Annotated in this window: 35 protein-coding genes and 1 pseudogene; 35 read left to right on the forward strand and 1 reads right to left on the reverse strand. The window is 36.5% G+C overall.

Going from position 1 to position 19239, the window contains the following annotated elements:
- The 34 genes and pseudogenes from ACEN4N_RS05980 to truA all read left to right on the forward strand — a co-directional run.
- A pseudogene (locus ACEN4N_RS05980) lies at positions 1–118 on the forward strand (IS30 family transposase); the annotation flags it as partial.
- 379 nt (positions 119–497) lie between these two features.
- A complete protein-coding gene (gene rpsJ, locus ACEN4N_RS05985) occupies positions 498–806 on the forward strand; it encodes a 30S ribosomal protein S10 (protein ID WP_138404402.1) in 309 nt (102 codons plus the stop codon).
- Between the two features lie 27 nt (positions 807–833).
- Entirely contained in the window at positions 834–1466 is a 633-nt protein-coding gene (gene rplC / locus ACEN4N_RS05990; protein WP_407093894.1) for a 50S ribosomal protein L3, read from the forward strand.
- A gap of 20 nt (positions 1467–1486) precedes the next feature.
- Positions 1487–2110: a 50S ribosomal protein L4 gene (gene rplD / locus ACEN4N_RS05995; RefSeq protein WP_138404400.1), complete on the forward strand. Its 624-nt coding sequence runs from the start codon at positions 1487–1489 to the stop codon at positions 2108–2110.
- On the forward strand, positions 2110–2412 hold the full coding sequence (rplW, locus tag ACEN4N_RS06000; protein ID WP_138404399.1) for a 50S ribosomal protein L23: 303 nt from the start codon (positions 2110–2112) through the stop codon (positions 2410–2412). Before rplD ends, rplW begins: the two co-directional genes overlap by 1 nt.
- A gap of 33 nt (positions 2413–2445) precedes the next feature.
- Positions 2446–3276 (forward strand): 50S ribosomal protein L2, encoded by an 831-nt coding sequence (rplB, locus tag ACEN4N_RS06005; protein ID WP_138404398.1) that lies wholly within the window; start codon positions 2446–2448, stop codon positions 3274–3276.
- A gap of 37 nt (positions 3277–3313) precedes the next feature.
- Positions 3314–3595: a 30S ribosomal protein S19 gene (rpsS, locus tag ACEN4N_RS06010; protein WP_138404397.1), complete on the forward strand. Its 282-nt coding sequence runs from the start codon at positions 3314–3316 to the stop codon at positions 3593–3595.
- 17 nt (positions 3596–3612) lie between these two features.
- Positions 3613–3969 carry a 50S ribosomal protein L22 gene (rplV, locus tag ACEN4N_RS06015; RefSeq protein ID WP_138404396.1) on the forward strand — a complete coding sequence of 119 codons (357 nt, stop codon included), beginning with the start codon at positions 3613–3615 and terminating at the stop codon, positions 3967–3969.
- 3 nt (positions 3970–3972) lie between these two features.
- Entirely contained in the window at positions 3973–4632 is a 660-nt protein-coding gene (gene rpsC, locus ACEN4N_RS06020; protein ID WP_138404395.1) for a 30S ribosomal protein S3, read from the forward strand.
- Between the two features lie 2 nt (positions 4633–4634).
- Positions 4635–5069: a 50S ribosomal protein L16 gene (gene rplP / locus ACEN4N_RS06025; protein WP_138404394.1), complete on the forward strand. Its 435-nt coding sequence runs from the start codon at positions 4635–4637 to the stop codon at positions 5067–5069.
- Entirely contained in the window at positions 5059–5253 is a 195-nt protein-coding gene (rpmC, locus tag ACEN4N_RS06030) for a 50S ribosomal protein L29 (protein WP_138404393.1), read from the forward strand. The genes rplP and rpmC overlap by 11 nt, the downstream gene beginning before the upstream one ends.
- Before the next feature lie 20 nt (positions 5254–5273).
- Positions 5274–5540 (forward strand): 30S ribosomal protein S17, encoded by a 267-nt coding sequence (gene rpsQ / locus ACEN4N_RS06035; protein ID WP_138404392.1) that lies wholly within the window; start codon positions 5274–5276, stop codon positions 5538–5540.
- Between the two features lie 34 nt (positions 5541–5574).
- Positions 5575–5943 (forward strand): 50S ribosomal protein L14, encoded by a 369-nt coding sequence (rplN, locus tag ACEN4N_RS06040; RefSeq protein ID WP_138404391.1) that lies wholly within the window; start codon positions 5575–5577, stop codon positions 5941–5943.
- A gap of 26 nt (positions 5944–5969) precedes the next feature.
- Positions 5970–6272, forward strand: coding sequence for a 50S ribosomal protein L24 (gene rplX, locus ACEN4N_RS06045; RefSeq protein WP_138404390.1), 303 nt, complete (start codon positions 5970–5972; stop codon positions 6270–6272).
- 27 nt (positions 6273–6299) lie between these two features.
- Entirely contained in the window at positions 6300–6842 is a 543-nt protein-coding gene (gene rplE, locus ACEN4N_RS06050) for a 50S ribosomal protein L5 (protein ID WP_138404389.1), read from the forward strand.
- An 18-nt stretch (positions 6843–6860) separates the two neighbouring features.
- A complete protein-coding gene (locus tag ACEN4N_RS06055; protein ID WP_138404388.1) occupies positions 6861–7046 on the forward strand; it encodes a type Z 30S ribosomal protein S14 in 186 nt (61 codons plus the stop codon).
- A 34-nt stretch (positions 7047–7080) separates the two neighbouring features.
- Entirely contained in the window at positions 7081–7479 is a 399-nt protein-coding gene (gene rpsH / locus ACEN4N_RS06060; protein ID WP_138404387.1) for a 30S ribosomal protein S8, read from the forward strand.
- Between the two features lie 41 nt (positions 7480–7520).
- Positions 7521–8057 carry a 50S ribosomal protein L6 gene (gene rplF, locus ACEN4N_RS06065; protein WP_138404386.1) on the forward strand — a complete coding sequence of 179 codons (537 nt, stop codon included), beginning with the start codon at positions 7521–7523 and terminating at the stop codon, positions 8055–8057.
- Positions 8058–8084: 27 nt separating this feature from the next.
- Positions 8085–8444 (forward strand): 50S ribosomal protein L18, encoded by a 360-nt coding sequence (rplR, locus tag ACEN4N_RS06070; protein ID WP_138404385.1) that lies wholly within the window; start codon positions 8085–8087, stop codon positions 8442–8444.
- A 21-nt stretch (positions 8445–8465) separates the two neighbouring features.
- Positions 8466–8969, forward strand: a complete 504-nt coding sequence (rpsE, locus tag ACEN4N_RS06075; protein WP_138404384.1) for a 30S ribosomal protein S5 — start codon at positions 8466–8468, stop codon at positions 8967–8969.
- 11 nt (positions 8970–8980) lie between these two features.
- On the forward strand, positions 8981–9160 hold the full coding sequence (rpmD, locus tag ACEN4N_RS06080; protein WP_138404383.1) for a 50S ribosomal protein L30: 180 nt from the start codon (positions 8981–8983) through the stop codon (positions 9158–9160).
- Positions 9161–9193: 33 nt separating this feature from the next.
- Entirely contained in the window at positions 9194–9634 is a 441-nt protein-coding gene (rplO, locus tag ACEN4N_RS06085; RefSeq protein WP_407090543.1) for a 50S ribosomal protein L15, read from the forward strand.
- A complete protein-coding gene (gene secY, locus ACEN4N_RS06090) occupies positions 9634–10929 on the forward strand; it encodes a preprotein translocase subunit SecY (protein ID WP_407090542.1) in 1296 nt (431 codons plus the stop codon). Before rplO ends, secY begins: the two co-directional genes overlap by 1 nt.
- 33 nt (positions 10930–10962) lie before the next feature.
- Positions 10963–11613 carry an adenylate kinase gene (locus tag ACEN4N_RS06095; protein WP_407090541.1) on the forward strand — a complete coding sequence of 217 codons (651 nt, stop codon included), beginning with the start codon at positions 10963–10965 and terminating at the stop codon, positions 11611–11613.
- 45 nt (positions 11614–11658) lie between these two features.
- Positions 11659–11877, forward strand: coding sequence for a translation initiation factor IF-1 (gene infA / locus ACEN4N_RS06100; RefSeq protein WP_138404379.1), 219 nt, complete (start codon positions 11659–11661; stop codon positions 11875–11877).
- A gap of 32 nt (positions 11878–11909) precedes the next feature.
- A complete protein-coding gene (gene rpmJ / locus ACEN4N_RS06105) occupies positions 11910–12023 on the forward strand; it encodes a 50S ribosomal protein L36 (protein WP_124058139.1) in 114 nt (37 codons plus the stop codon).
- 27 nt (positions 12024–12050) lie between these two features.
- A complete protein-coding gene (gene rpsM, locus ACEN4N_RS06110; RefSeq protein ID WP_138404378.1) occupies positions 12051–12413 on the forward strand; it encodes a 30S ribosomal protein S13 in 363 nt (120 codons plus the stop codon).
- 27 nt (positions 12414–12440) lie between these two features.
- The gene (gene rpsK / locus ACEN4N_RS06115) at positions 12441–12833 is read left to right on the forward strand and encodes a 30S ribosomal protein S11 (RefSeq protein WP_138404377.1); all 393 of its coding nucleotides are present in this window, start codon (positions 12441–12443) and stop codon (positions 12831–12833) included.
- 83 nt (positions 12834–12916) lie between these two features.
- Entirely contained in the window at positions 12917–13861 is a 945-nt protein-coding gene (locus ACEN4N_RS06120; protein WP_218931539.1) for a DNA-directed RNA polymerase subunit alpha, read from the forward strand.
- Between the two features lie 42 nt (positions 13862–13903).
- The gene (gene rplQ / locus ACEN4N_RS06125; RefSeq protein ID WP_138404375.1) at positions 13904–14284 is read left to right on the forward strand and encodes a 50S ribosomal protein L17; all 381 of its coding nucleotides are present in this window, start codon (positions 13904–13906) and stop codon (positions 14282–14284) included.
- Between the two features lie 253 nt (positions 14285–14537).
- Positions 14538–15377 carry an energy-coupling factor ABC transporter ATP-binding protein gene (locus ACEN4N_RS06130; RefSeq protein ID WP_407090540.1) on the forward strand — a complete coding sequence of 280 codons (840 nt, stop codon included), beginning with the start codon at positions 14538–14540 and terminating at the stop codon, positions 15375–15377.
- Complete coding sequence (locus ACEN4N_RS06135) at positions 15347–16249, forward strand: energy-coupling factor ABC transporter ATP-binding protein (RefSeq protein WP_407090539.1); 903 nt, start codon at positions 15347–15349, stop codon at positions 16247–16249. Before ACEN4N_RS06130 ends, ACEN4N_RS06135 begins: the two co-directional genes overlap by 31 nt.
- Entirely contained in the window at positions 16242–17045 is an 804-nt protein-coding gene (locus ACEN4N_RS06140; protein WP_338489924.1) for an energy-coupling factor transporter transmembrane component T, read from the forward strand. The genes ACEN4N_RS06135 and ACEN4N_RS06140 overlap by 8 nt, the downstream gene beginning before the upstream one ends.
- Positions 17046–17070: 25 nt before the next feature.
- On the forward strand, positions 17071–17844 hold the full coding sequence (gene truA, locus ACEN4N_RS06145) for a tRNA pseudouridine(38-40) synthase TruA (protein WP_407090538.1): 774 nt from the start codon (positions 17071–17073) through the stop codon (positions 17842–17844).
- A gap of 84 nt (positions 17845–17928) precedes the next feature.
- On the opposite strand, the gene ACEN4N_RS06150 is transcribed toward truA, so the two are convergent.
- Positions 17929–18438 (reverse strand): hypothetical protein, encoded by a 510-nt coding sequence (locus tag ACEN4N_RS06150; protein WP_407090537.1) that lies wholly within the window; start codon positions 18436–18438, stop codon positions 17929–17931.
- A gap of 136 nt (positions 18439–18574) precedes the next feature.
- Here ACEN4N_RS06150 and ACEN4N_RS06155 point away from each other — a divergent pair, with 136 nt between their 5' ends.
- Positions 18575–19225 carry a hypothetical protein gene (locus ACEN4N_RS06155; RefSeq protein WP_407090536.1) on the forward strand — a complete coding sequence of 217 codons (651 nt, stop codon included), beginning with the start codon at positions 18575–18577 and terminating at the stop codon, positions 19223–19225.
- The last annotated feature ends 14 nt before the right edge of the window (positions 19226–19239 follow it).

A 19239-nucleotide genomic window follows, 5' to 3' on the forward strand; every position in this document is an offset into this window, starting at 1 on the left:
TGCAACTGATGAAGAGATACAAGGTTGGGCAACGAAATTAAATACACGTCCCAAAAAATGTTTGAATTGGAAAACACCTTATGAAATCTTTTATAAAACTGTGTTGCACTTAATTTGACAATTTAAGATACAAAAAATAGGTAATAATAAATGAATATAAAAAAAGACTTCCATCCACCAGGATTTTCCATTAAAATGTTACAAAGCTTAAATAGAGACACAAAACGTGTATATATAATAGAAAGAAATATTATTTTGAAGTTTTTTTTAAAAAACTGCGAAAAAAGCTTGCTTCTAAGTGTTGTGTTCGTTATAATATTCGTTGTGTCATAAGTAGATATATTTCTGCTGAACGTAACACAGCCCCCTATATTATAAGGTGGCGAGCTATGAAGCGAGAGGTTGCGACACGCTAGGCTGAGTTGCCAATGACCAGTGTAGTCGGTAATTCTTGCGGAGCAAGTCAATTTAACAAATTTGACGGAGGAGGAAAAACAATGGCAAACCAAAAAATTCGTATTCGTCTGAAAGCTTATGAGCACCGCGCTCTTGATGTATCAGCGAACAAAATCGTAGAATCTGCACAAAGAACTGGAGCACAAACTGTAGGGCCAATCCCATTACCAACAGAACGTTCGGTATATACAGTTATCCGTTCACCGCATAAATATAAAGATTCACGTGAGCAATTTGAGATGCGCACACACAAACGTTTAATCGATATCGTTAACCCAACTGCTAAAACAGTTGATGCATTAATGAAATTAGATTTACCAAGTGGTGTAGACGTAGAAATTAAGTTATAAAATAAAAAATAAAATGGAGGTGTACTCATGACCAAAGGAATCTTAGGAACAAAAGTAGGAATGACGCAATTCTTTACGGAGAATGGTGAGTTAATCCCTGTAACAGTAGTGGAAGCTCAACCAAACGTTGTATTACAAGTGAAATCAAATGAAACAGATGGATATGAATCTGTGCAATTAGGTTTCCAAGACAAACGTGAAGTATTAGCAACAAAACCTCATAAAGGTCATGTAGCGAAAGCAAACGCTACTCCTAAGCGCTTCATTCGCGAATTTCGTGATGTCGAGCTAGGAGAATATGAAGTTGGGCAAGAAATCACTGTAGAAACATTCGCAGTCGGAGACATCATCGATGTAACAGGAACATCAAAAGGTAAAGGTTTCCAAGGGGTTATTAAACGTCACGGCCAATCTCGTGGACCAATGGCTCACGGATCTCGTTTCCACCGTCGCCCAGGTGCGATGGCAATGGCAGCTTCACCATCACGTGTTTTAAAAGGTAAAAAATTACCTGGACAAACCGGTAGTGAACAAGTAACGATCCAAAACTTAGAAATCGTTGCAGTAAATCCTGAAGATAACGTTATCTTAATTAAAGGTAATGTACCAGGTGCTAAAAAATCTTTAGTACAATTTAAAAAAGCAGTTAAATCTAACTAATTAAGAGGGGAGGAACGAGAATGACAAAAGTTACTTTATTTAAACAAGACGGATCGCAAGCTGGAGAAGTTGAGTTAAACGAATCGATCTTCGGTATCGAACCAAACGAAAGTGTTATGTTCGATGCAGTTATTATGCAACGTGCATCATTACGTCAAGGTACACACGCAGTTAAAAACCGTAACGCAGTTCGCGGTGGTGGACGTAAACCTTGGAGACAAAAAGGGACAGGTCGTGCACGTCAAGGATCTATCCGCTCACCACAATGGGTTGGGGGAGGAGTTGTCTTTGGTCCGACACCTCGTTCATACAGTTACAAATTACCAAGAAAAGTACGTCGTTTAGCAATTTTATCAGCATTATCACAAAAAGTTGTTGAAGATAAATTTGTAGTTGTTGATGGATTAAGCTTAGATGCACCAAAAACAAAAGACCTTAAAGGGATTTTATCTAACTTAAACTTAGACACTAAAACATTAATCGTTTTAGAAAATAACAACGATAACGCATACTTATCAGCTCGTAACATCGATAACGTTAAAGTTATTGACGAGAACAACATCAACGTATTAGACGTTGTTAACTATGACAAAGTATTAATCACTCAAGCAGCATTATCAACAGTAGAGGAGGCATTAGCATAATGGAATTTTCAGAAGTAATCCTACGTCCAGTAATTACTGAGCAATCTATGTATAACATTGACGATAACAAATACACTTTTGAAGTAGATCGTCGTGCTAACAAAAACCTTATTAAACAAGCTGTTGAAGCTATGTTTGAAGGCGTTAAAGTAGAGAAAGTAAATACTATCAACGTTGAAGGAAAAGCAAAACGTATGGGTCGTTACCAAGGATTCACACGTAAATACAAAAAAGCAATCATCACATTAAAAGCTGATTCAGCTAACATCGAATTATTCGAAACAGAAGAAGACGAAGAATAATTCACAAAATAAGATAAGTAGGAGGGAATTCGAGTGGCAATTAAACACTACAAACCGATAACTAACGGTCGTCGTAATATGACTGGTTATGACTTCTCAGAGATTACAACAAAAACTCCTGAAAAATCATTATTAGAATCGAAAAAACAAAGAGCTGGCCGTAATAGCCAAGGTAAAATCACAGTTCGTCACAACGGTGGTGGACACAAACGTGCTTACCGTGTTATCGACTTTAAACGTAACAAAGACAACGTTGTCGGAACAGTTAAAACTATCGAATATGATCCAAACCGTAGCGCGAATATCGCATTAATTAACTACGAAGATGGAATTAAAACATATATCATCGCACCAAAAGGACTTAAAGTAGGTCAAAAGATTGAATCAGGTGCTGAAGCAGATATCAAAGTAGGGAATGCATTACCATTAATCAATATCCCAGTTGGTACTGTAATTCACAATATTGAGTTAAAACCAGGTAAAGGTGGACAATTAGTTCGTTCTGCTGGAACAAGTGCTCAAGTATTAGGACAAGAAGGTAAATATACATTAGTACGTTTAGCTTCAGGTGAAGTTCGTATGATCTTATCAACTTGCCGTGCAACAATCGGAACTGTTGGTAACGAACAACACGAATTAATTAACATTGGTAAAGCAGGTCGTAAACGTTGGTTATCTAAACGTCCAACTGTTCGTGGATCTGTAATGAACCCTAACGATCACCCACACGGTGGTGGTGAAGGACGCGCTCCAATCGGACGTCCAAGTCCAATGTCACCTTGGGGTAAAAAGACTCTTGGTCTTAAAACTCGTAATGCTAAGAAAAAATCAAGTAAATTAATCGTTCGTGGACGTAAGAAATAATCGTATATAGATTAAATTTCCGAAGGGAGGCTACACTGTGAGTCGTAGTTTGAAAAAAGGGCCATTTATTGACGCACACTTAATGAAAAAAGTAGAAGCTCAAGAAGATGCTCAGAAAAAACAAGTTATTAAAACATGGTCGCGTCGTTCAACAATCTTCCCAAACTTCATTGGGCTAACAATTGCAGTATATGATGGACGTAAACATGTCCCAGTATACATCCAAGAAGATATGGTAGGACACAAATTGGGCGAATTCGCACCAACTCGTACATATAAAGGTCATGCAAATGACGATAAAAAAACAGGAAGACGTTAATAAAGGAGGGAAATTAGATGTCAGAACAAATTACATCTGCAACAGCAACAGCAAAAACAATCCGCATTGCCCCTCGTAAAGTTCGTCTAGTAACTGATTTAATTAGAGGAAAAAGCATAGGTGAAGCAATTTCTATTCTGAAATTCACACCAAGATCAGCATCACCTGCTGTCGAAAAAGTGTTAATGTCAGCTATTGCTAACGCGGAACACAACTATGATTTAGATTTAGAAAACTTATTCGTAAGTGAAGCTTTTGTTAACGAAGGACCAACTATGAAACGTTTCCGTCCTCGTGCTAAAGGATCAGCTTCACCAATCAATAAAAGAACAAGCCACATCACAATTGTGGTATCAGAGAAAGAGGAGGCATAATACATGGGTCAAAAAGTACATCCAATAGGTATGCGTGTTGGCGTAATCCGTGATTGGGATGCTAAATGGTATGCTGATAAAAAGTATGCCGACTTCCTACATGAAGATTTACGCATTCGTGAGTACATCTACGGTAAACTTTCAGACGCTTCAATTTCAACAATTCAAATTGAACGTGCTGCTAACCGTGTAATTGTTTCAGTTCATACTGCTAAACCAGGAATGGTTATTGGTAAAGGTGGATCTGAAGTTGATGCACTACGTGCACAGTTAAATAAATTAACTGGTAAAAAAGTACACATCAATATCGTGGAAATTAAACAAGCAAACTTAGACGCAAAATTAGTAGCAGAAGATATTGCTCGTCAATTAGAAAACCGTGTTGCATTCCGTCGTGCTCAAAAGCAAGCTATCCAACGTGTTATGCGTGCTGGTGCACAAGGAGTTAAAACACAAGTATCTGGTCGTTTAAACGGTGCTGATATGGCACGTACTGAACACTACAGTGAAGGTACAGTTCCATTACATACACTTCGCTCAGATATCGACTACGCTTGGGAAGAAGCAGACACTACATACGGTAAACTTGGAGTTAAAGTATGGATTTGTCGTGGAGAAATCCTTCCTGAAGTAAATGAAAACAACCAGAGAGGAGGAAATTAATCATGTTAGTACCTAAACGTGTAAAACACCGTCGTGAATTCCGTGGTAAAATGCGCGGAGAAGCTAAAGGTGGAAAAAACATCGACTTCGGAACATACGGATTAAGAGCCATTGAATCTAAATGGATCACAAACCGTCAAATCGAAGCAGCTCGTATAGCTATGACTCGTTATATGAAACGTGGTGGGAAAGTATGGATTAAAATCTTCCCTCACAAATCATACACATCTAAACCAATCGGTGTTCGTATGGGATCCGGTAAAGGTGCACCTGAAGGTTGGGTAGCTCCAGTTAAACGTGGTAAAATCTTGTTTGAAATCGATGGAGTTCCAGAAGAAGTAGCTCGTGAGGCTTTCCGTCTTGCATCAAACAAATTACCTATCAAAACAAAATTCGTAAAACGTGAAGAATATGGTGGTGAATCGAATGCAAATTAAAGAAATTAGAGAATTATCCGCTGCTGATATGGTTAACAAAGAAAAAGAATATAAAAAAGAATTATTCAATCTTCGATTCCAATTAGCAACAGGACAATTAGAAAACACTGCCCGTTTACGTCAAGTACGTAAAACAATCGCTCGTATTAAAACTGTCTTACGTGAACAAGAACTGACTAAATAATAAAAGGAGGCAGATGTTAAATGACTGAAGAACGTAACAAACGTAAAGTTTATCGTGGTCGTGTCGTTTCAGACAAAGGAGACAAAACAATCTCTGTTGTTGTTGAAACTCGTGTAGTACACCCTAAATACGGTAAACGTGTTAAATATTCAAAAAAATATACAGCACATGATGAAAATAACAGCGCAAAAGAAGGCGACATCGTCCGCATTATGGAAACTCGTCCATTATCTAAAACGAAACGCTTCCGTTTATTAGATATCGTTGAAGAAGCTGTAATTATCTAATACATAAAGAAGAAATCGGAAGGAGGACATCGGAATGATTCAACAAGAAAGTCGATTAAAAGTTGCCGACAACTCTGGTGCACGTGAAGTATTAACTATTAAAGTACTAGGTGGATCAGGTCGTAGAACAGCTAACATTGGTGATGTAATTGTTGCAACAGTTAAACATGCAACACCAGGTGGAGTTGTCAAAAAAGGTGACGTAGTAAAAGCAGTAATCGTACGCACAAAAACAGGAGCTCGCCGTAATGATGGGTCTTATATAAAATTTGACGAAAATGCATGTGTCATTATTCGTGATGATAAGACACCTCGTGGAACACGTATTTTTGGACCAGTTGCACGTGAATTACGTGACAACAACTTCATGCGTATCGTATCATTAGCTCCAGAAGTTCTTTAATCCAATTACGAAGGAGGAAACAATTCATGCGCATTAAATCAGGAGATACAGTAAAAATTATTGCTGGTAAAGATAAAGGCGAAACAGGAACAGTTCTTAAAACTTTACCTAAGCAAGATAAAGTGATCGTTGAAGGATTAAACATCCATAAACGTCACCAAAAACCTACTCAAATGGCGACAGGTGGAATCGAAGAATTCCCTGCTCCAATTCATGTATCAAACGTAAAATTAGTAGATTCTAACGGAGAAGCAACACGCGTTGGTTACCGTTTTGAAGATGGTAAAAAAGTACGTTTCTCTAAAAAATCAGATACAACACTTAACTAATCATTTTGGGAAGGAGGACAAAGTTTAATGGAAAGCCGTTTAAAACAAAGATATAATAACGAAATCACTAGCAAATTAGTTGAACAATTTAACTACTCTTCTGTTATGGAAGTACCAAAAATAGATAAAATTGTTGTTAACATGGGTGTTGGTGATGCAGTTTCAAATGCTAAAAACTTAGATAAAGCAGTTGCAGAATTAACATTATTAACTGGACAAAAACCAGTTATTACTAAAGCTAAGAAATCAATTGCAGGTTTCCGTCTTCGTGAGGGAATGCCAATTGGAGCTAAAGTTACTTTACGTGGACAAAGAATGTATGACTTCTTAGACAAATTGATCACAGTATCATTACCACGTGTACGTGACTTCCAAGGTATCTCAAACAAAGCCTTTGATGGTCGTGGAAACTACACTTTAGGTGTTAAAGAACAATTAATTTTCCCAGAAATTAACTACGATAACGTAGATAAAGTTCGTGGAATGGATATTGTAATCGTAACAACAGCAAACACTGACGAAGAATCACATGCCTTACTTAAAGAGTTAGGTATGCCGTTTAAAAAATAATAAAGGAGGCGAATCGTATTGGCTAAAAAATCAATGGTAGAAAAAAATCAACGTACACCAAAATATAAAGTAAGAGAATACACACGTTGTGAACGTTGTGGACGTCCGCATTCAGTTTACCGTAAGTTCAAACTTTGCCGTATTTGCTTCCGTGAACTTGCTTATAAAGGACAAATTCCTGGCGTTAAGAAAGCAAGCTGGTAATTCAAATACTTTTAAACTAAGGAGGTAAATACACATGGTAATGACAGATCCAATTGCAGATTTTCTAACAAGAATTCGTAATGCAAATGCACAAAAACATACATCTGTAACAGCACCATCTTCTAATACTAAAGTGGCAATTGCTGAAATCTTAAAAAACGAAGGTTTCATTAAAGGTTATGAAGTAACTGAAGATAACAAACAAAATGTAATTAAATTAAACTTAAAATACGGACGTAATAACGAAAAAGTTATTACAGGTCTAAAACGTATTTCTAAACCAGGTTTACGTGTTTACGCTAAATCTGAAGATATTCCTAAAGTTTTAAATGGCTTAGGAATCGCAATCGTCTCAACTTCTCGTGGCTTAGTAACTGATAAAGTTGCAAGAAATGAAAAAATCGGTGGAGAAATTTTAGCATACGTTTGGTAATTTGTAGATAAATATTATAAAATATAAGGAGGTGCGGTACTGTGAGTCGTATAGGTAAAAAACCTGTAGTAATTCCATCAGGAGTTACCGTAGAACTAAATGGTACTACAGCAACTGTTAAAGGCCCAAAAGGCGAATTAACTCGTGAACTATCGCCAGCAATTTCATTAGAAATCGCGGATAACGAAATCACTTTCACTCGTCCAAATGACAATAAAGCTAACCGCTCAATCCATGGTACAACTCGTTCATTAATTGCTAACATGATCGAAGGTGTGTCTACAGGATTTAAAAAAGAATTAGAATTAATCGGTGTAGGTTATCGTGCACAAAAACAAGGTAACAAACTTACATTGAGTGTTGGTTTATCACACCCAGTTGAATTCGAAGCTAGCGAAGGTGTAGATTTTGAAGTTCCTTCGAATACACAAATCATCGTTCAAGGATTCAACAAAGAAAAAGTTGGAGAATTAGCAGCAAACATTCGTGCAGTTCGTCCACCAGAGCCGTATAAAGGTAAAGGAATTCGCTATGTTGGTGAATTTGTTCGCCGTAAAGAAGGTAAAACTGGTAAATAATAAATAAAAAATTAAAGAGGTGACAAAATGATTTCAAAACCAGAAAGAAATAAATTACGTAAAAAAAGACATTTACGTATCCGTAATAGAATCTCTGGTACTGCAGAGTGCCCACGCTTAAGTGTATTCCGTTCGAATACTAACATCTACGCTCAATTAATTGATGACGTAGCGGGTGTGACGCTAGTCAGTGCCTCTTCACAAGACGAAGAAGTTAAATCAAATGGATCAAAAGTCGAACAAGCTGCATCAGTTGGTAAATTAGTTGCCGATCGCGCAACAGCTGCTGGACATAAAACAGTAGTATTTGACCGTGGTGGATATGTATATCACGGACGTGTACAAGCATTAGCTGAAGCTGCTCGTGAAAACGGCTTAGAATTTTAATAGAAAGGGGAACATTGTTTAATGGAATTTATTAATCCAGAAACATTAGGCGAAATTGAAGATCGCGTAGTTGCGATTAACCGCGTAACTAAAGTTGTTAAAGGTGGACGCCGTCTACGTTTCTCTGCTTTAGTAGTTGTTGGTGATAAGAATGGTCACGTTGGTTTTGCTACAGGTAAAGCTCAAGAAGTACCAGAAGCAATCCGTAAAGGTATCGAAAATGCTAAGAAAAACATGATTAAAGTCCCTACATCAGGAACAACTATTCCACATGAAATCGTTGGTGAATTCTGTGGAGGACAAGTATTACTTAAGCCTGCAACTGCCGGTTCTGGGGTTGCCGCTGGTGGACCAGTTCGTGCCGTTATTGAGTTAGCTGGTATTGCTGACGTAACAAGTAAATCACTTGGATCAAATACACCAATTAACATGATTTCTGCAACTGTTGAAGGTCTTAAAAATCTTAAAGAAGCCGATGAAGTTGCTGCATTACGTGGCAAATCAGTCGAAGAACTTTTAGGTTAGGAGGACATTCAATGGCCAACTTAGAAATCACATTAAAACGTAGCTTTATTGGACGTAAACAAAACCAAATTCAAACAGCTAAAGCGTTAGGCTTAACAAAACTTAATAAGAGTGTAGTGAAACCTGACAATGAATCTGTTCGTGGAATGGTTCGTACAATAAGCCATTTAGTAGAAGTCAAAGAAGCTTAAGTTTAAAATCTTATATAAGGAGGTGCCGAAGGAATGAAACTTCATACATTACAACCTGCTGAAGGATCACGCAAATTACGTAACCGTGTTGGGCGTGGACAAGGTTCAGGGAACGGAAAAACAGCTGGTCGTGGACAAAAAGGTCAAAAAGCACGTTCAGGCGGTGGAGTACGTTTAGGATTTGAAGGTGGACAAACACCTTTATTCCGTCGTTTACCAAAACGTGGTTTCACTAACATCAATCGTAAAGATTATGCTGTAGTGAACTTAGAAACATTAAATCGTTTTGAAGATGGCACAACAGTTACACCAGCTTTATTAATCGAAACTGGCGTTGTGAAAAACGAATTATCAGGAATTAAAATTTTAGGTGATGGTAAATTAGAGAAAACATTAACAGTTCAAGCTGCTAAATTCTCTAAATCTGCAGAAGAAGCTATCACTGGTGCTGGTGGATCGATTGAGGTGATTTAATGTTTTCCTTCTTGAAAAATGCATTCACTGTTAGAGATATTCGACGTAGAATTTTATATACATTATTTATCTTCGCAGTATTCCGTTTAGGGTCTCATATCCCAGTACCAGGTGTTAATGCTGGTGCTTTACAAACATTAGGCAACACTGGGGTATTAGGTTTATTGAATACTTTTGGTGGAGGTGCACTACAAAGATATTCTATCTTTGCTATGGGTGTATCGCCATACATTACTGCATCAATCATTATGCAATTATTGCAAATGGACTTAGTTCCTAAGTTTACCGAATGGGCCAAACAAGGTGAAGTCGGTAGACGTAAGCTTAATCAAGCTACTACTTACACAGCAATAGTTTTAGGTTTTATCCAATCTTTAGGATTATCATTTGGGTTTAACCAGTTATCTGGTTTAGGTTTAATTAATGACCCTACAATGGCAACTTATCTAACAATTGCTTTAATCTTAACGGCTGGAACAATGTTCTTAGTTTGGTTAGGTGAGCAAATCACGCGTAATGGTGTCGGAAACGGAGTATCTATGTTGATCTTCGCCGGTATTGTTGCAGAAGTGCCAAAAGATTTTTATGGATTTTTCCAATCATCTATATCAGGTGTGACAGGTAATGAACTGACCCAAAATTTACTGATTTTATTAGCCATCGTACTAGTAATCATCGTAAGTATTGTTATTGTTGTTCTAATGGAAAGAGCACAAAGACGTATTCCAATTCATCACTCTAAGAAAGCAACTGGTGCCCGTCATACAGCGCACTTACCATTAAAGATTAACTCTGCTGGTGTTATTCCTGTAATTTTCGCAACGTCGTTTATTACAACACCACAAACAATCTTTTCTTTCTTAAGTACTGACAACGCAGGTCCAGTGATGCAGTTTTTCGGAAACTTGTTTAACTTACAACATCCATTAGGAGCAGTATTCTATACTGTATTACTCATTGCCTTTACTTATTTCTATTCATTAGTACAGGTTAACCCTGAGAAAGTAGCAGAAAATTTACAGAAACAAGGCGCTTATATTCCAAGTGTACGTCCTGGTAATGATACCGAGACATTTATTACACAATTAATTAATCGCTTAAGTGGGGTCGGCGCATTATATCTAACATTAATCGCCGTATTACCGATCGTTGCTGGATTTATCTGGGAAATACCAATGAATATTTCATTAAGTGGAACAAGTATTTTGATTGTTGTAGGTGTTGCTATAGAAACAACTAAACAAATCGAAGGTAGAATGGTAAAACGTCGCTATAAAGGATTTCTTTATCAATAGTTCATCGATATTAAATAAGTAAGGACGATTTATATGAATATTTTATTAATGGGCCTTCCCGGAGCAGGGAAAGGAACACAAAGTGAACATATCTCCACAGATTATTCAATGGTACATATTGCAACAGGGGATATCTTCCGTGAAGCAATTAAGAATGAAACGAAATTGGGATTAGAAGCTAAATCATATACAGATGCTGGTAATCTTGTGCCGGATGATGTCACGAATAACTTAGTTCGTGAACGTTTATCACAATCAGATGTACAAGCAGATGGGTTTATGCTAGACGGGTACCCAAGAACGCTTCACCAAGCACATGCACTAGAAGAGAATTTAAAAGATATGAATTCTGATATTGACGCTGTTATTTATATCGATGTTGATTCAGATGTCCTTGAAAAACGTCTAAGCGGTAGAATTATTTGTCGTGATTGTGGAGCTACGTATCATAAAGTATACAATCCACCTTCAGTTGATGGTGTTTGTGATAACTGTGGTTCTCATGACTTCTATCAACGTGAAGACGACAAGCCAGAAAAAGTTAGACATCGTATTAACTTACAGATGGAATCAATTAAACCGATCTTAGAATTCTACGATGATAAAAACATACTACACCGCATTAGTGGTGAAAATCCGATTGAAGTAGTTTATCGTGAGATACGTAATATTCTTGGAGAATAGATACCAAAGCATTTCACTAACTGGTAAAAAAAGGAGGAAGTATTAATGGCTAAAGATGATGTTATTGAAGTAGAAGGAATTATATTAGAAACCTTGCCAAATGCAATGTTCAAAGTTGAATTAGAAAATGGCCACGAAATTTTAGCTCATGTTTCAGGTAAAATTCGTATGAACTATATCCGTATTTTGCCAGGAGATAAAGTAACAGTTGAAATGTCTCCTTATGATTTGACAAAAGGTCGAATTACATATCGCTTTAAATAGTCGATGGTTAAGAAGTTTAAGGAGGGAAAATGATGAAAGTTAGAGCATCAGTAAAACCAATTTGTGAGAAGTGCAAAGTTATCCGCCGTAATGGTAAAGTAATGGTAATTTGCGAAAATCCAAAACACAAACAACGTCAAGGTTAATTTTAAGAAAAAGGAGGAAACTAGTCTATGGCTCGTATAGCAGGAGTTGATATTCCACGTGACAAACGTATTGTTATTTCATTAACATATATCTTTGGAATCGGGAACACTACAGCAAAACAAATCTGTGCAGATGCTAATGTATCTGAAAACACTCGCGTACAAGATTTATCTAACGATGAATTAGACCGTTTACGTTCTATTGTTGACGGAATCAAAGTTGAAGGTGATTTACGTCGTGAAGTAAGTTTAGACATCAAACGTTTACAAGAAATCGGATCATACCGTGGTAACCGTCACCGTCGTAACTTACCAGTTCGCGGACAAAACACTAAAAACAACGCTCGTACCCGTAAAGGTCCTAAAAAAGCAGTTCAAGGTAAGAAATAATTAATTTAAAAGGGAGGTTAAGACTTCATGGCAAAAAGACAACAAGCTCGTAGACGTCGTCGCGACAGAAAAAATATTGAACGTGGAATCGCACATATTCGTTCAACATTCAATAATACAATCGTTATGATTACAGACGAGAATGGTAACGCACTTTCTTGGTCATCAGCAGGATCATTAGGATTCCGTGGATCAAAAAAATCTACTCCATTTGCTGCTCAAATGGCATCAGAAGTTGCTGCTAAAGGCGCAATGGAACATGGTATGAAATCTGTAGAGGTTGCAGTTAAAGGACCAGGATCTGGTCGTGAATCGGCAATCCGTTCATTACAGGCAGCTGGATTAGAGGTTTCAGCAATTCGTGACGTAACCCCAATCCCACATAACGGTGCTCGTCCACCAAAACGTCGTCGTGTTTAATGATAATTCCTATATTTAAAAACTTTTAATGTTGCTACAAAATTATCATTGAGACATAACGTATTGAAAGGGGAAAATTACTAATGATCGAGATTGAAAAACCAGAGATTACTACGGTTGAAGTCAGTGAAGATGAAAAATTTGGCAAGATCGTGATTGAACCATTAGAACGTGGATATGGAACAACTCTTGGAAACTCATTACGTCGTATTCTGCTATCTTCATTACCAGGTGCAGCAGTAACTAATATTCAAATTGATGGTGTGCTTCATGAGTTTGCTACAGTCGATGGTGTAGTGGAAGATGTTCCTACGATCATTTTAAACTTGAAGAAGTTAGCCCTTAAATTGCACACAGAAGAAAGCAAAGTAATTGAATTAAATGTTGCGGGTCCAAAAACAGTAACAGCTGCTGACATTATTCATGATAATGATGTACAAATTTTAAATCCTGATTTACATATTTGTACCTTAGCCGAAGATGCAGAATTGAACATGCGTATTAGCGTGTCCAACGGTCGAGGTTATGCACGTAGCGAATACAATAAGAGTGATGATATGCCAATTGGTGTATTACCAATCGATTCAATATATACACCAATTGAAAAAGTGAATTATCAAGTTGAAAATACACGTATTGGTCAAAAGAATATATTTGATAAATTGACTTTAGACATTTGGACAGACGGATCAATTAGTCCAGAAAAATCTTTAAGTTTAGCTGCAAAAATATTGACTGAACATTTAAATATCTTTGTTAACTTAAACGATGAAGCACGCGAAGCAGAAATCATGGTTGAAAAAGAAGAAGCAGAAAAAGAAAAAGTTCTTATCATGACAATTGAAGAATTAGACTTATCTGTTCGATCTTACAACTGCTTGAAACGTGCTGGAATTAATACAATTCAAGAACTTACAAATAAAACTGAAGCTGAAATGATGAAAGTTCGTAACTTAGGACGTAAATCATTATCAGAAGTTAAAGGCAAATTAGATGATCTAGGCCTAAGTCTGAAAGACGACGAATAATAGATCATTAGGGTTTATTTTACAAGAAATGGAGGAATCTTAATGGCATACCGTAAATTAGGACGTACAAGTACACAACGTAAAGCATTACTACGTGATTTAACGACTGATGTAATTATCAACGAACGTATCGAAACAACAGAAGCTCGTGCTAAAGAAGTTCGTAAAACTGTTGAAAAAATGATTACATTAGGTAAGAAAGGTGACTTAGCTTCTCGTCGTAAGGCAGCTTCATTCTTACGCCGCGAATTAGCTGATGCTCGTATTGAAGATGACGAAGTAATTATTGAATCAGTATTAGATCGTTTATTCGATAATTATGCTAACCGTTATGAAAACCGTAATGGAGGTTATACTCGTATCCTTAAAAAAGGACCACGACGTGGTGACGCTGCTCCAATGGTAATCTTAGAGTTAGTTTAATAATTTAATAAGAACCAATAGTTTAGTCACTTAATGATGGAGAGTGTTATGATCAATAATTTGGTCTAGCTCTAATGCACAAGCAATGTTTATTGCTTAGATTGGAGGGGATTTTCTCCTCCAATCCATGTGCTTCTATCGTAAGTGCTTTTTTTATAGTTAAGTATATGATTGTTTTGAGAAAAGAATCGAATTAAATGGTATATTTACCTATGAAAAAATCAGAAAGATGTGTCGCGAAAGGAAGATAATAATGAAAAGTCCTATCATCGAGTTAAAAGATATATCATTTCAATATCAAGGCGTAGAGTCTTTTGCTTTGACGAATGTTAATCTGACCATCAATAAAGGGGAATGGGTTGCATTAATCGGACCAAACGGATCAGGGAAGTCAACTTTAGCAAAAATTATGAATGGTCTTTTGGTGCCTGAAAGTGGAAAAGTATTTATCAATGGTAAATTACTAGATGAAGAAACCGTTTGGGAAGCTAGAAGATCTGTCGGAATGGTCTTTCAAAATCCTGATAACCAATTTGTTGGGGCAACGGTTGAAGACGATGTTGCTTTTGGTCTAGAAAACAATGGAGTTGAACGTCTAGAGATGATTCAACGTGTTGATGAAGCACTTCAACAAGTTAGAATGTCTGATCATAAAAAGAAAGAACCCGCTCGTTTATCTGGTGGGCAAAAACAAAGAGTGGCACTTGCAAGCGTCATTGCTTTACGACCAGATGTAATTTTACTAGATGAAGCAACGGCGATGTTAGATCCTTTGGGTCGCGAAGAAGTGATTGAAGCAATTGAGAAAGTAAAAGAACAATATGATTTAACTGTTATCTCTATCACACATGATATCGATGAAGCTTCCAAAGCAGATCGAATTATTGTGATGAAAGATGGCGAAAAGAAAAGTGAAGGTGTTCCTGCCGATATCTTTAATTTAGGTGAAGGTCTCATTGATATGGGACTAGATTTACCATTCACACAGAAGTTGAAACATGCTTTAATGGAGCGTGGAGTAGATATACCGGATGAATATTTTGATGAGGAGGCTTTATTACAATGGATAATCCAATCGTATTTAACAATGTAGATCATATTTATAATGCGGGTAGTCCATTTGCCGTTTCTGCATTAAAAAATGTGAACTTAAGTATTCCTAAAGGAAAGATTACTGCCATTATCGGACATACTGGGTCAGGAAAATCAACACTTATCCAACATCTAAACGTGTTGTTACGACCAACGCATGGTACTGTAAAGATTAATGATGTAGAAATTACTGCTGATTCAAAAAATAAAAATTTAAAAGCACTGAGAAAACAAGTCAGTGTTGTGTTTCAATTTCCAGAGTCTCAGTTATTTGAAGAAACCGTCTTAAAAGATGTCATGTTTGGACCTTTAAACTTTGATGTATCCGAAGAAGAAGCTGAACGCATTGCGCGTGAGAAACTGTCTTTAGTCGGTTTATCTGAGAATCTTTACGACCGATCTCCGTTTGACTTGAGTGGAGGTCAAATGAGACGTGTCGCTATTGCTGGTGTTCTAGCCTTGGAACCAAGCGTTCTCGTTCTTGATGAACCGACAGCTGGTTTAGATCCAGCGGGTCAGAAGTACATGCTAGAGATGTTTGTAAATTTACATCGCGAACAAAACATCACACTCGTTTTAGTAACACATCAAATGGAAGATGTGGCTTTATATGCCGATAATGTCATTGTGATGGAGAATGGAACAGTGGTTAAGACAGGAGAACCATTAGAAATTTTTAAAGATGAGGATAAACTAGACACATTACAATTATCTCTACCTCATTCGCTACAGTTTTTTAAAGATATTGATACTCAGTTAGAAACAACTTATATAAAAGAGACTCAACCGATTACAGTAGAGCAACTAGCAGATGAGATTGTAAAAATTAAACAATCTCGTACTCTAAAGAGTGAGGTGTCAGAAAATGTTTGATAAATTACTTTTAGGCCGCTATTTACAAGGTAATTCAATAATTCATGAATTAGATCCCCGCACTAAGTTATTAGGTAGTTTCTCTTTCATTGTGATTGTTTTTTTAGCAAATCATTGGCTAGCTTACTTACTCCTTGCAGCATTTGTATTTTTTGTCATCAAATTAAGTAATATTTCTATATCTTACTTTTTACGTGGAATTCGACCAATGTTGTGGATTATTATGTTTACCGTTATATTTCAGATGTTATTTACTGTGGGAGGAACGGTTTATTTCCAATTAGGTCCGATAACAATTACATCTTTAGGGGTAATCAATGCGATTTATATCTTTATGCGATTAGTCTTAATTATTATGATGTCAACCATCTTAACTCTTACAACAGCACCATTAGAATTAACAGATGGTATTGAACACTTATTAAGACCGTTGTCTCGTTTAGGTTTTCCATCACACGAAGTGGCGTTAATGCTCTCCATTGCTTTACGTTATGTTCCTACTTTGATGGATGAAGCGCAAAAGATTATGAATGCTCAAAGAGCTCGAGGGGTAGAATTCGATGAAGGTAGTTTCATTGACCGTGTTAAGGCTATGGTACCCATCTTAATTCCACTGTTCGTTAGCGCATTTAACCGGGCTGATGAGATGGCGATTGCCATGGAAGCTCGAGGTTATCGAGGTGGGGAAGGTCGGACAAAATATAGACAATTAAAATTCTCAAAAATAGATGCTTATGCACTCTTAACTTTATTATTAGTAACAACGGCGTTAATTGCGATTCGAATATTTATTTGATAATTTGTAATTGGAGGTAAACTGAATGACGACACGTTATGCGTTAAAAATTCAATATGACGGCACTAACTATGTCGGCTATCAAGTGCAACCAAATGGGCCATCGATACAAGAAGCTTTGCAAAAGGCCTTACATATAATGGCAAAGGCTAAACCCGGGGAATTAATTAAGAATTCAACATCGGGAAGAACTGACTCTGGTGTTCATGCACTCGGACAAGTCATCCATGTCGATTATCCAGCTAAAATACAGCCTAAATCAATGCGTAAGGCATTGAACAGTATCTTAGACCAATCTATTCGAATCGTCGATGTAGCGCAAGTATCGGATGAATTTCATGCTCGCTATCATGCCATCGGTAAAGAGTATCAGTATCGGATAGATATTAATGATTTTCCCGATCCGTTCAAGCGATTATACACGAGTCATCATCCGTATGCTTTTGATTTGGAACGAATTCAAGAGGCGCTTAAGATTATTGTTGGTGAACATGATTTTACAAGTTTTTGTTCTACGAAAACTGACATTGAGAATAAAGTGCGCCATGTGTTAGAAGCTGAAGCTTGGATAGATGAAGCGAAGAACGAATTAGTCTTCCGATTTTATGGAAAAGGTTTTTTATACAATATGGTTCGTATACTGGTTGGAACTCTCCTTCAAATTGGAGATGGCTTAAAGCCAGTGGATGAGATGCAAAGGCTATTAGAAGTAAAAGACCGAAATGAAGCGGGACCAACAGCGCCACCGAATGGCCTGTTCTTAATGCGTGTTGATTATGAAGTGGATCCATTTAAATAACTTTCAAACTGACCTATGAGTGAAGCTCATAGGTTTTTTTATTCACAAAAAAATACCTGACTGAAATATTAGCCAGGAACAAAATTATTTAGAATATTGAAAAACTTCTCTAGGTGTTCCGTCTTCAATGATAATATCACCGCAATGTTGAAAACCAAATTTTTCGATTAAAGCAATCATAGAAGTATTCTTTCGATGGGTATCGATTTTTATATTGTCGTAATGATCTATGACATACTGCATACAAAAGCTTCCGGCACCATTAATCTGTTGATTAGAAGCAATTCGGTGAATAGTAACATAAGGACGATCATTAAGCCACTCGCCATTGATCTCTTGATAGGTTGGATCTTCGCCACTTTGAATACACATTGTCGCAACAATTGTTTCCTCTGGTAAGTCCGTTTGGTCCTGATCGTCTATCACACAAACATAACTATGGTTATTTAAGATATCAGTTTCAATATCACTAGCTGCCGGATAATGATTTGGCCATTGAATATTGTTCCCATTCTTTCTTTGTAATTGTCTGCCGTATTCAATCACTTTCATAACTTCAGGAATTTCATTTTTCTTCGTTTGTCTTATGTACATTATTACCCTCTTTTCGATTTTTGTGGTATGTTTATAAAGTATTTAAATTAATTTAACCATTTAAACATTCAATTAATATTTATTAAATGGTATCATATGAGTAGCTAATTATTAGTATAATTAAGGAGAGAAATTAATGCAATATATTACTGAGAACCAAGCAATCCGTTTAGCCGCTGATTATATCAAAGATCCAGCCCAAAAATATATCGTTTATAATATCCGTCGTCGTAATTACTTATTACACGATTATTATAAATTCTTCTTCCGTTTTAGCCGTCGTGAATCGGTTTGGAATACACCATTGTTTAATATTGAAGACATTGCATCTGATTTAACCAATGAAGAAACAGTTGCGAAAGAAATCTTTGCAACTATCAACAAAAATGTGGATGATACGTTAAGTTTAAAACATAAGAAAGATTTTTCACTTAGAGATTGTGAAGTATTATTAAACTATTACTTTAATGGTAAAACTTATATCGCATTCTACGATTATTATTTAGGTCGCGTTGTATTAATTAAAGAACGTGATAAATCGAATGATTTCGGTGAATTAATTGGAAGTCGATACCAATTAATCGGTAACTTGCATACCATTATTAATAAATCAATTGAACTTTCGGATGGCTTACTAGAAAGATTCATGAGTGAGTTAATCAATGATTTTACACCAATTAGAGAAATTGATGGTTTTGAAGAGTTAAACACAACGCTTCATGCATATATCGTTGAAGAGATTAGTAAAATTGACTCATGGGTTAAAGAAGAAAAAACAAAAGCATAATCATATAAGAAAAG

Source organism: Ruoffia sp. FAM 20857 (assembly GCF_045528645.1).
In the GTDB taxonomy this organism is placed as follows: Bacteria; Bacillota; Bacilli; order Lactobacillales; family Aerococcaceae; genus Ruoffia; species Ruoffia halotolerans.

Bases quoted from the DNA above. Each gene is read 5' to 3' on its own strand.
- rpsJ (WP_138404402.1), top strand. From the start codon at position 498: ATGGCAAACCAAAAAATTCGTATTCGTCTGAAAGCTTATGAGCACCGC.
- rplC (WP_407093894.1), top strand. From the start codon at position 834: ATGACCAAAGGAATCTTAGGAACAAAAGTAGGAATGACGCAATTCTTT.
- rplD (WP_138404400.1), top strand. From the start codon at position 1,487: ATGACAAAAGTTACTTTATTTAAACAAGACGGATCGCAAGCTGGAGAA.
- rplW (WP_138404399.1), top strand. From the start codon at position 2,110: ATGGAATTTTCAGAAGTAATCCTACGTCCAGTAATTACTGAGCAATCT.
- rplV (WP_138404396.1), top strand. From the start codon at position 3,613: ATGTCAGAACAAATTACATCTGCAACAGCAACAGCAAAAACAATCCGC.
- rpsC (WP_138404395.1), top strand. From the start codon at position 3,973: ATGGGTCAAAAAGTACATCCAATAGGTATGCGTGTTGGCGTAATCCGT.
- rplP (WP_138404394.1), top strand. From the start codon at position 4,635: ATGTTAGTACCTAAACGTGTAAAACACCGTCGTGAATTCCGTGGTAAA.
- rpmC (WP_138404393.1), top strand. From the start codon at position 5,059: ATGCAAATTAAAGAAATTAGAGAATTATCCGCTGCTGATATGGTTAAC.
- rpsQ (WP_138404392.1), top strand. From the start codon at position 5,274: ATGACTGAAGAACGTAACAAACGTAAAGTTTATCGTGGTCGTGTCGTT.
- rplN (WP_138404391.1), top strand. From the start codon at position 5,575: ATGATTCAACAAGAAAGTCGATTAAAAGTTGCCGACAACTCTGGTGCA.
- rplX (WP_138404390.1), top strand. From the start codon at position 5,970: ATGCGCATTAAATCAGGAGATACAGTAAAAATTATTGCTGGTAAAGAT.
- rplE (WP_138404389.1), top strand. From the start codon at position 6,300: ATGGAAAGCCGTTTAAAACAAAGATATAATAACGAAATCACTAGCAAA.
- rpsH (WP_138404387.1), top strand. From the start codon at position 7,081: ATGGTAATGACAGATCCAATTGCAGATTTTCTAACAAGAATTCGTAAT.
- rplR (WP_138404385.1), top strand. From the start codon at position 8,085: ATGATTTCAAAACCAGAAAGAAATAAATTACGTAAAAAAAGACATTTA.
- rpsE (WP_138404384.1), top strand. From the start codon at position 8,466: ATGGAATTTATTAATCCAGAAACATTAGGCGAAATTGAAGATCGCGTA.
- rpmD (WP_138404383.1), top strand. From the start codon at position 8,981: ATGGCCAACTTAGAAATCACATTAAAACGTAGCTTTATTGGACGTAAA.
- rplO (WP_407090543.1), top strand. From the start codon at position 9,194: ATGAAACTTCATACATTACAACCTGCTGAAGGATCACGCAAATTACGT.
- secY (WP_407090542.1), top strand. From the start codon at position 9,634: ATGTTTTCCTTCTTGAAAAATGCATTCACTGTTAGAGATATTCGACGT.
- ACEN4N_RS06095 (WP_407090541.1), top strand. From the start codon at position 10,963: ATGAATATTTTATTAATGGGCCTTCCCGGAGCAGGGAAAGGAACACAA.
- infA (WP_138404379.1), top strand. From the start codon at position 11,659: ATGGCTAAAGATGATGTTATTGAAGTAGAAGGAATTATATTAGAAACC.
- rpmJ (WP_124058139.1), top strand. From the start codon at position 11,910: ATGAAAGTTAGAGCATCAGTAAAACCAATTTGTGAGAAGTGCAAAGTT.
- rpsM (WP_138404378.1), top strand. From the start codon at position 12,051: ATGGCTCGTATAGCAGGAGTTGATATTCCACGTGACAAACGTATTGTT.
- rpsK (WP_138404377.1), top strand. From the start codon at position 12,441: ATGGCAAAAAGACAACAAGCTCGTAGACGTCGTCGCGACAGAAAAAAT.
- ACEN4N_RS06120 (WP_218931539.1), top strand. From the start codon at position 12,917: ATGATCGAGATTGAAAAACCAGAGATTACTACGGTTGAAGTCAGTGAA.
- rplQ (WP_138404375.1), top strand. From the start codon at position 13,904: ATGGCATACCGTAAATTAGGACGTACAAGTACACAACGTAAAGCATTA.
- ACEN4N_RS06130 (WP_407090540.1), top strand. From the start codon at position 14,538: ATGAAAAGTCCTATCATCGAGTTAAAAGATATATCATTTCAATATCAA.
- ACEN4N_RS06135 (WP_407090539.1), top strand. From the start codon at position 15,347: ATGGATAATCCAATCGTATTTAACAATGTAGATCATATTTATAATGCG.
- ACEN4N_RS06140 (WP_338489924.1), top strand. From the start codon at position 16,242: ATGTTTGATAAATTACTTTTAGGCCGCTATTTACAAGGTAATTCAATA.
- truA (WP_407090538.1), top strand. From the start codon at position 17,071: ATGACGACACGTTATGCGTTAAAAATTCAATATGACGGCACTAACTAT.
- ACEN4N_RS06150 (WP_407090537.1), bottom strand. From the start codon at position 18,438: ATGTACATAAGACAAACGAAGAAAAATGAAATTCCTGAAGTTATGAAA.
- ACEN4N_RS06155 (WP_407090536.1), top strand. From the start codon at position 18,575: ATGCAATATATTACTGAGAACCAAGCAATCCGTTTAGCCGCTGATTAT.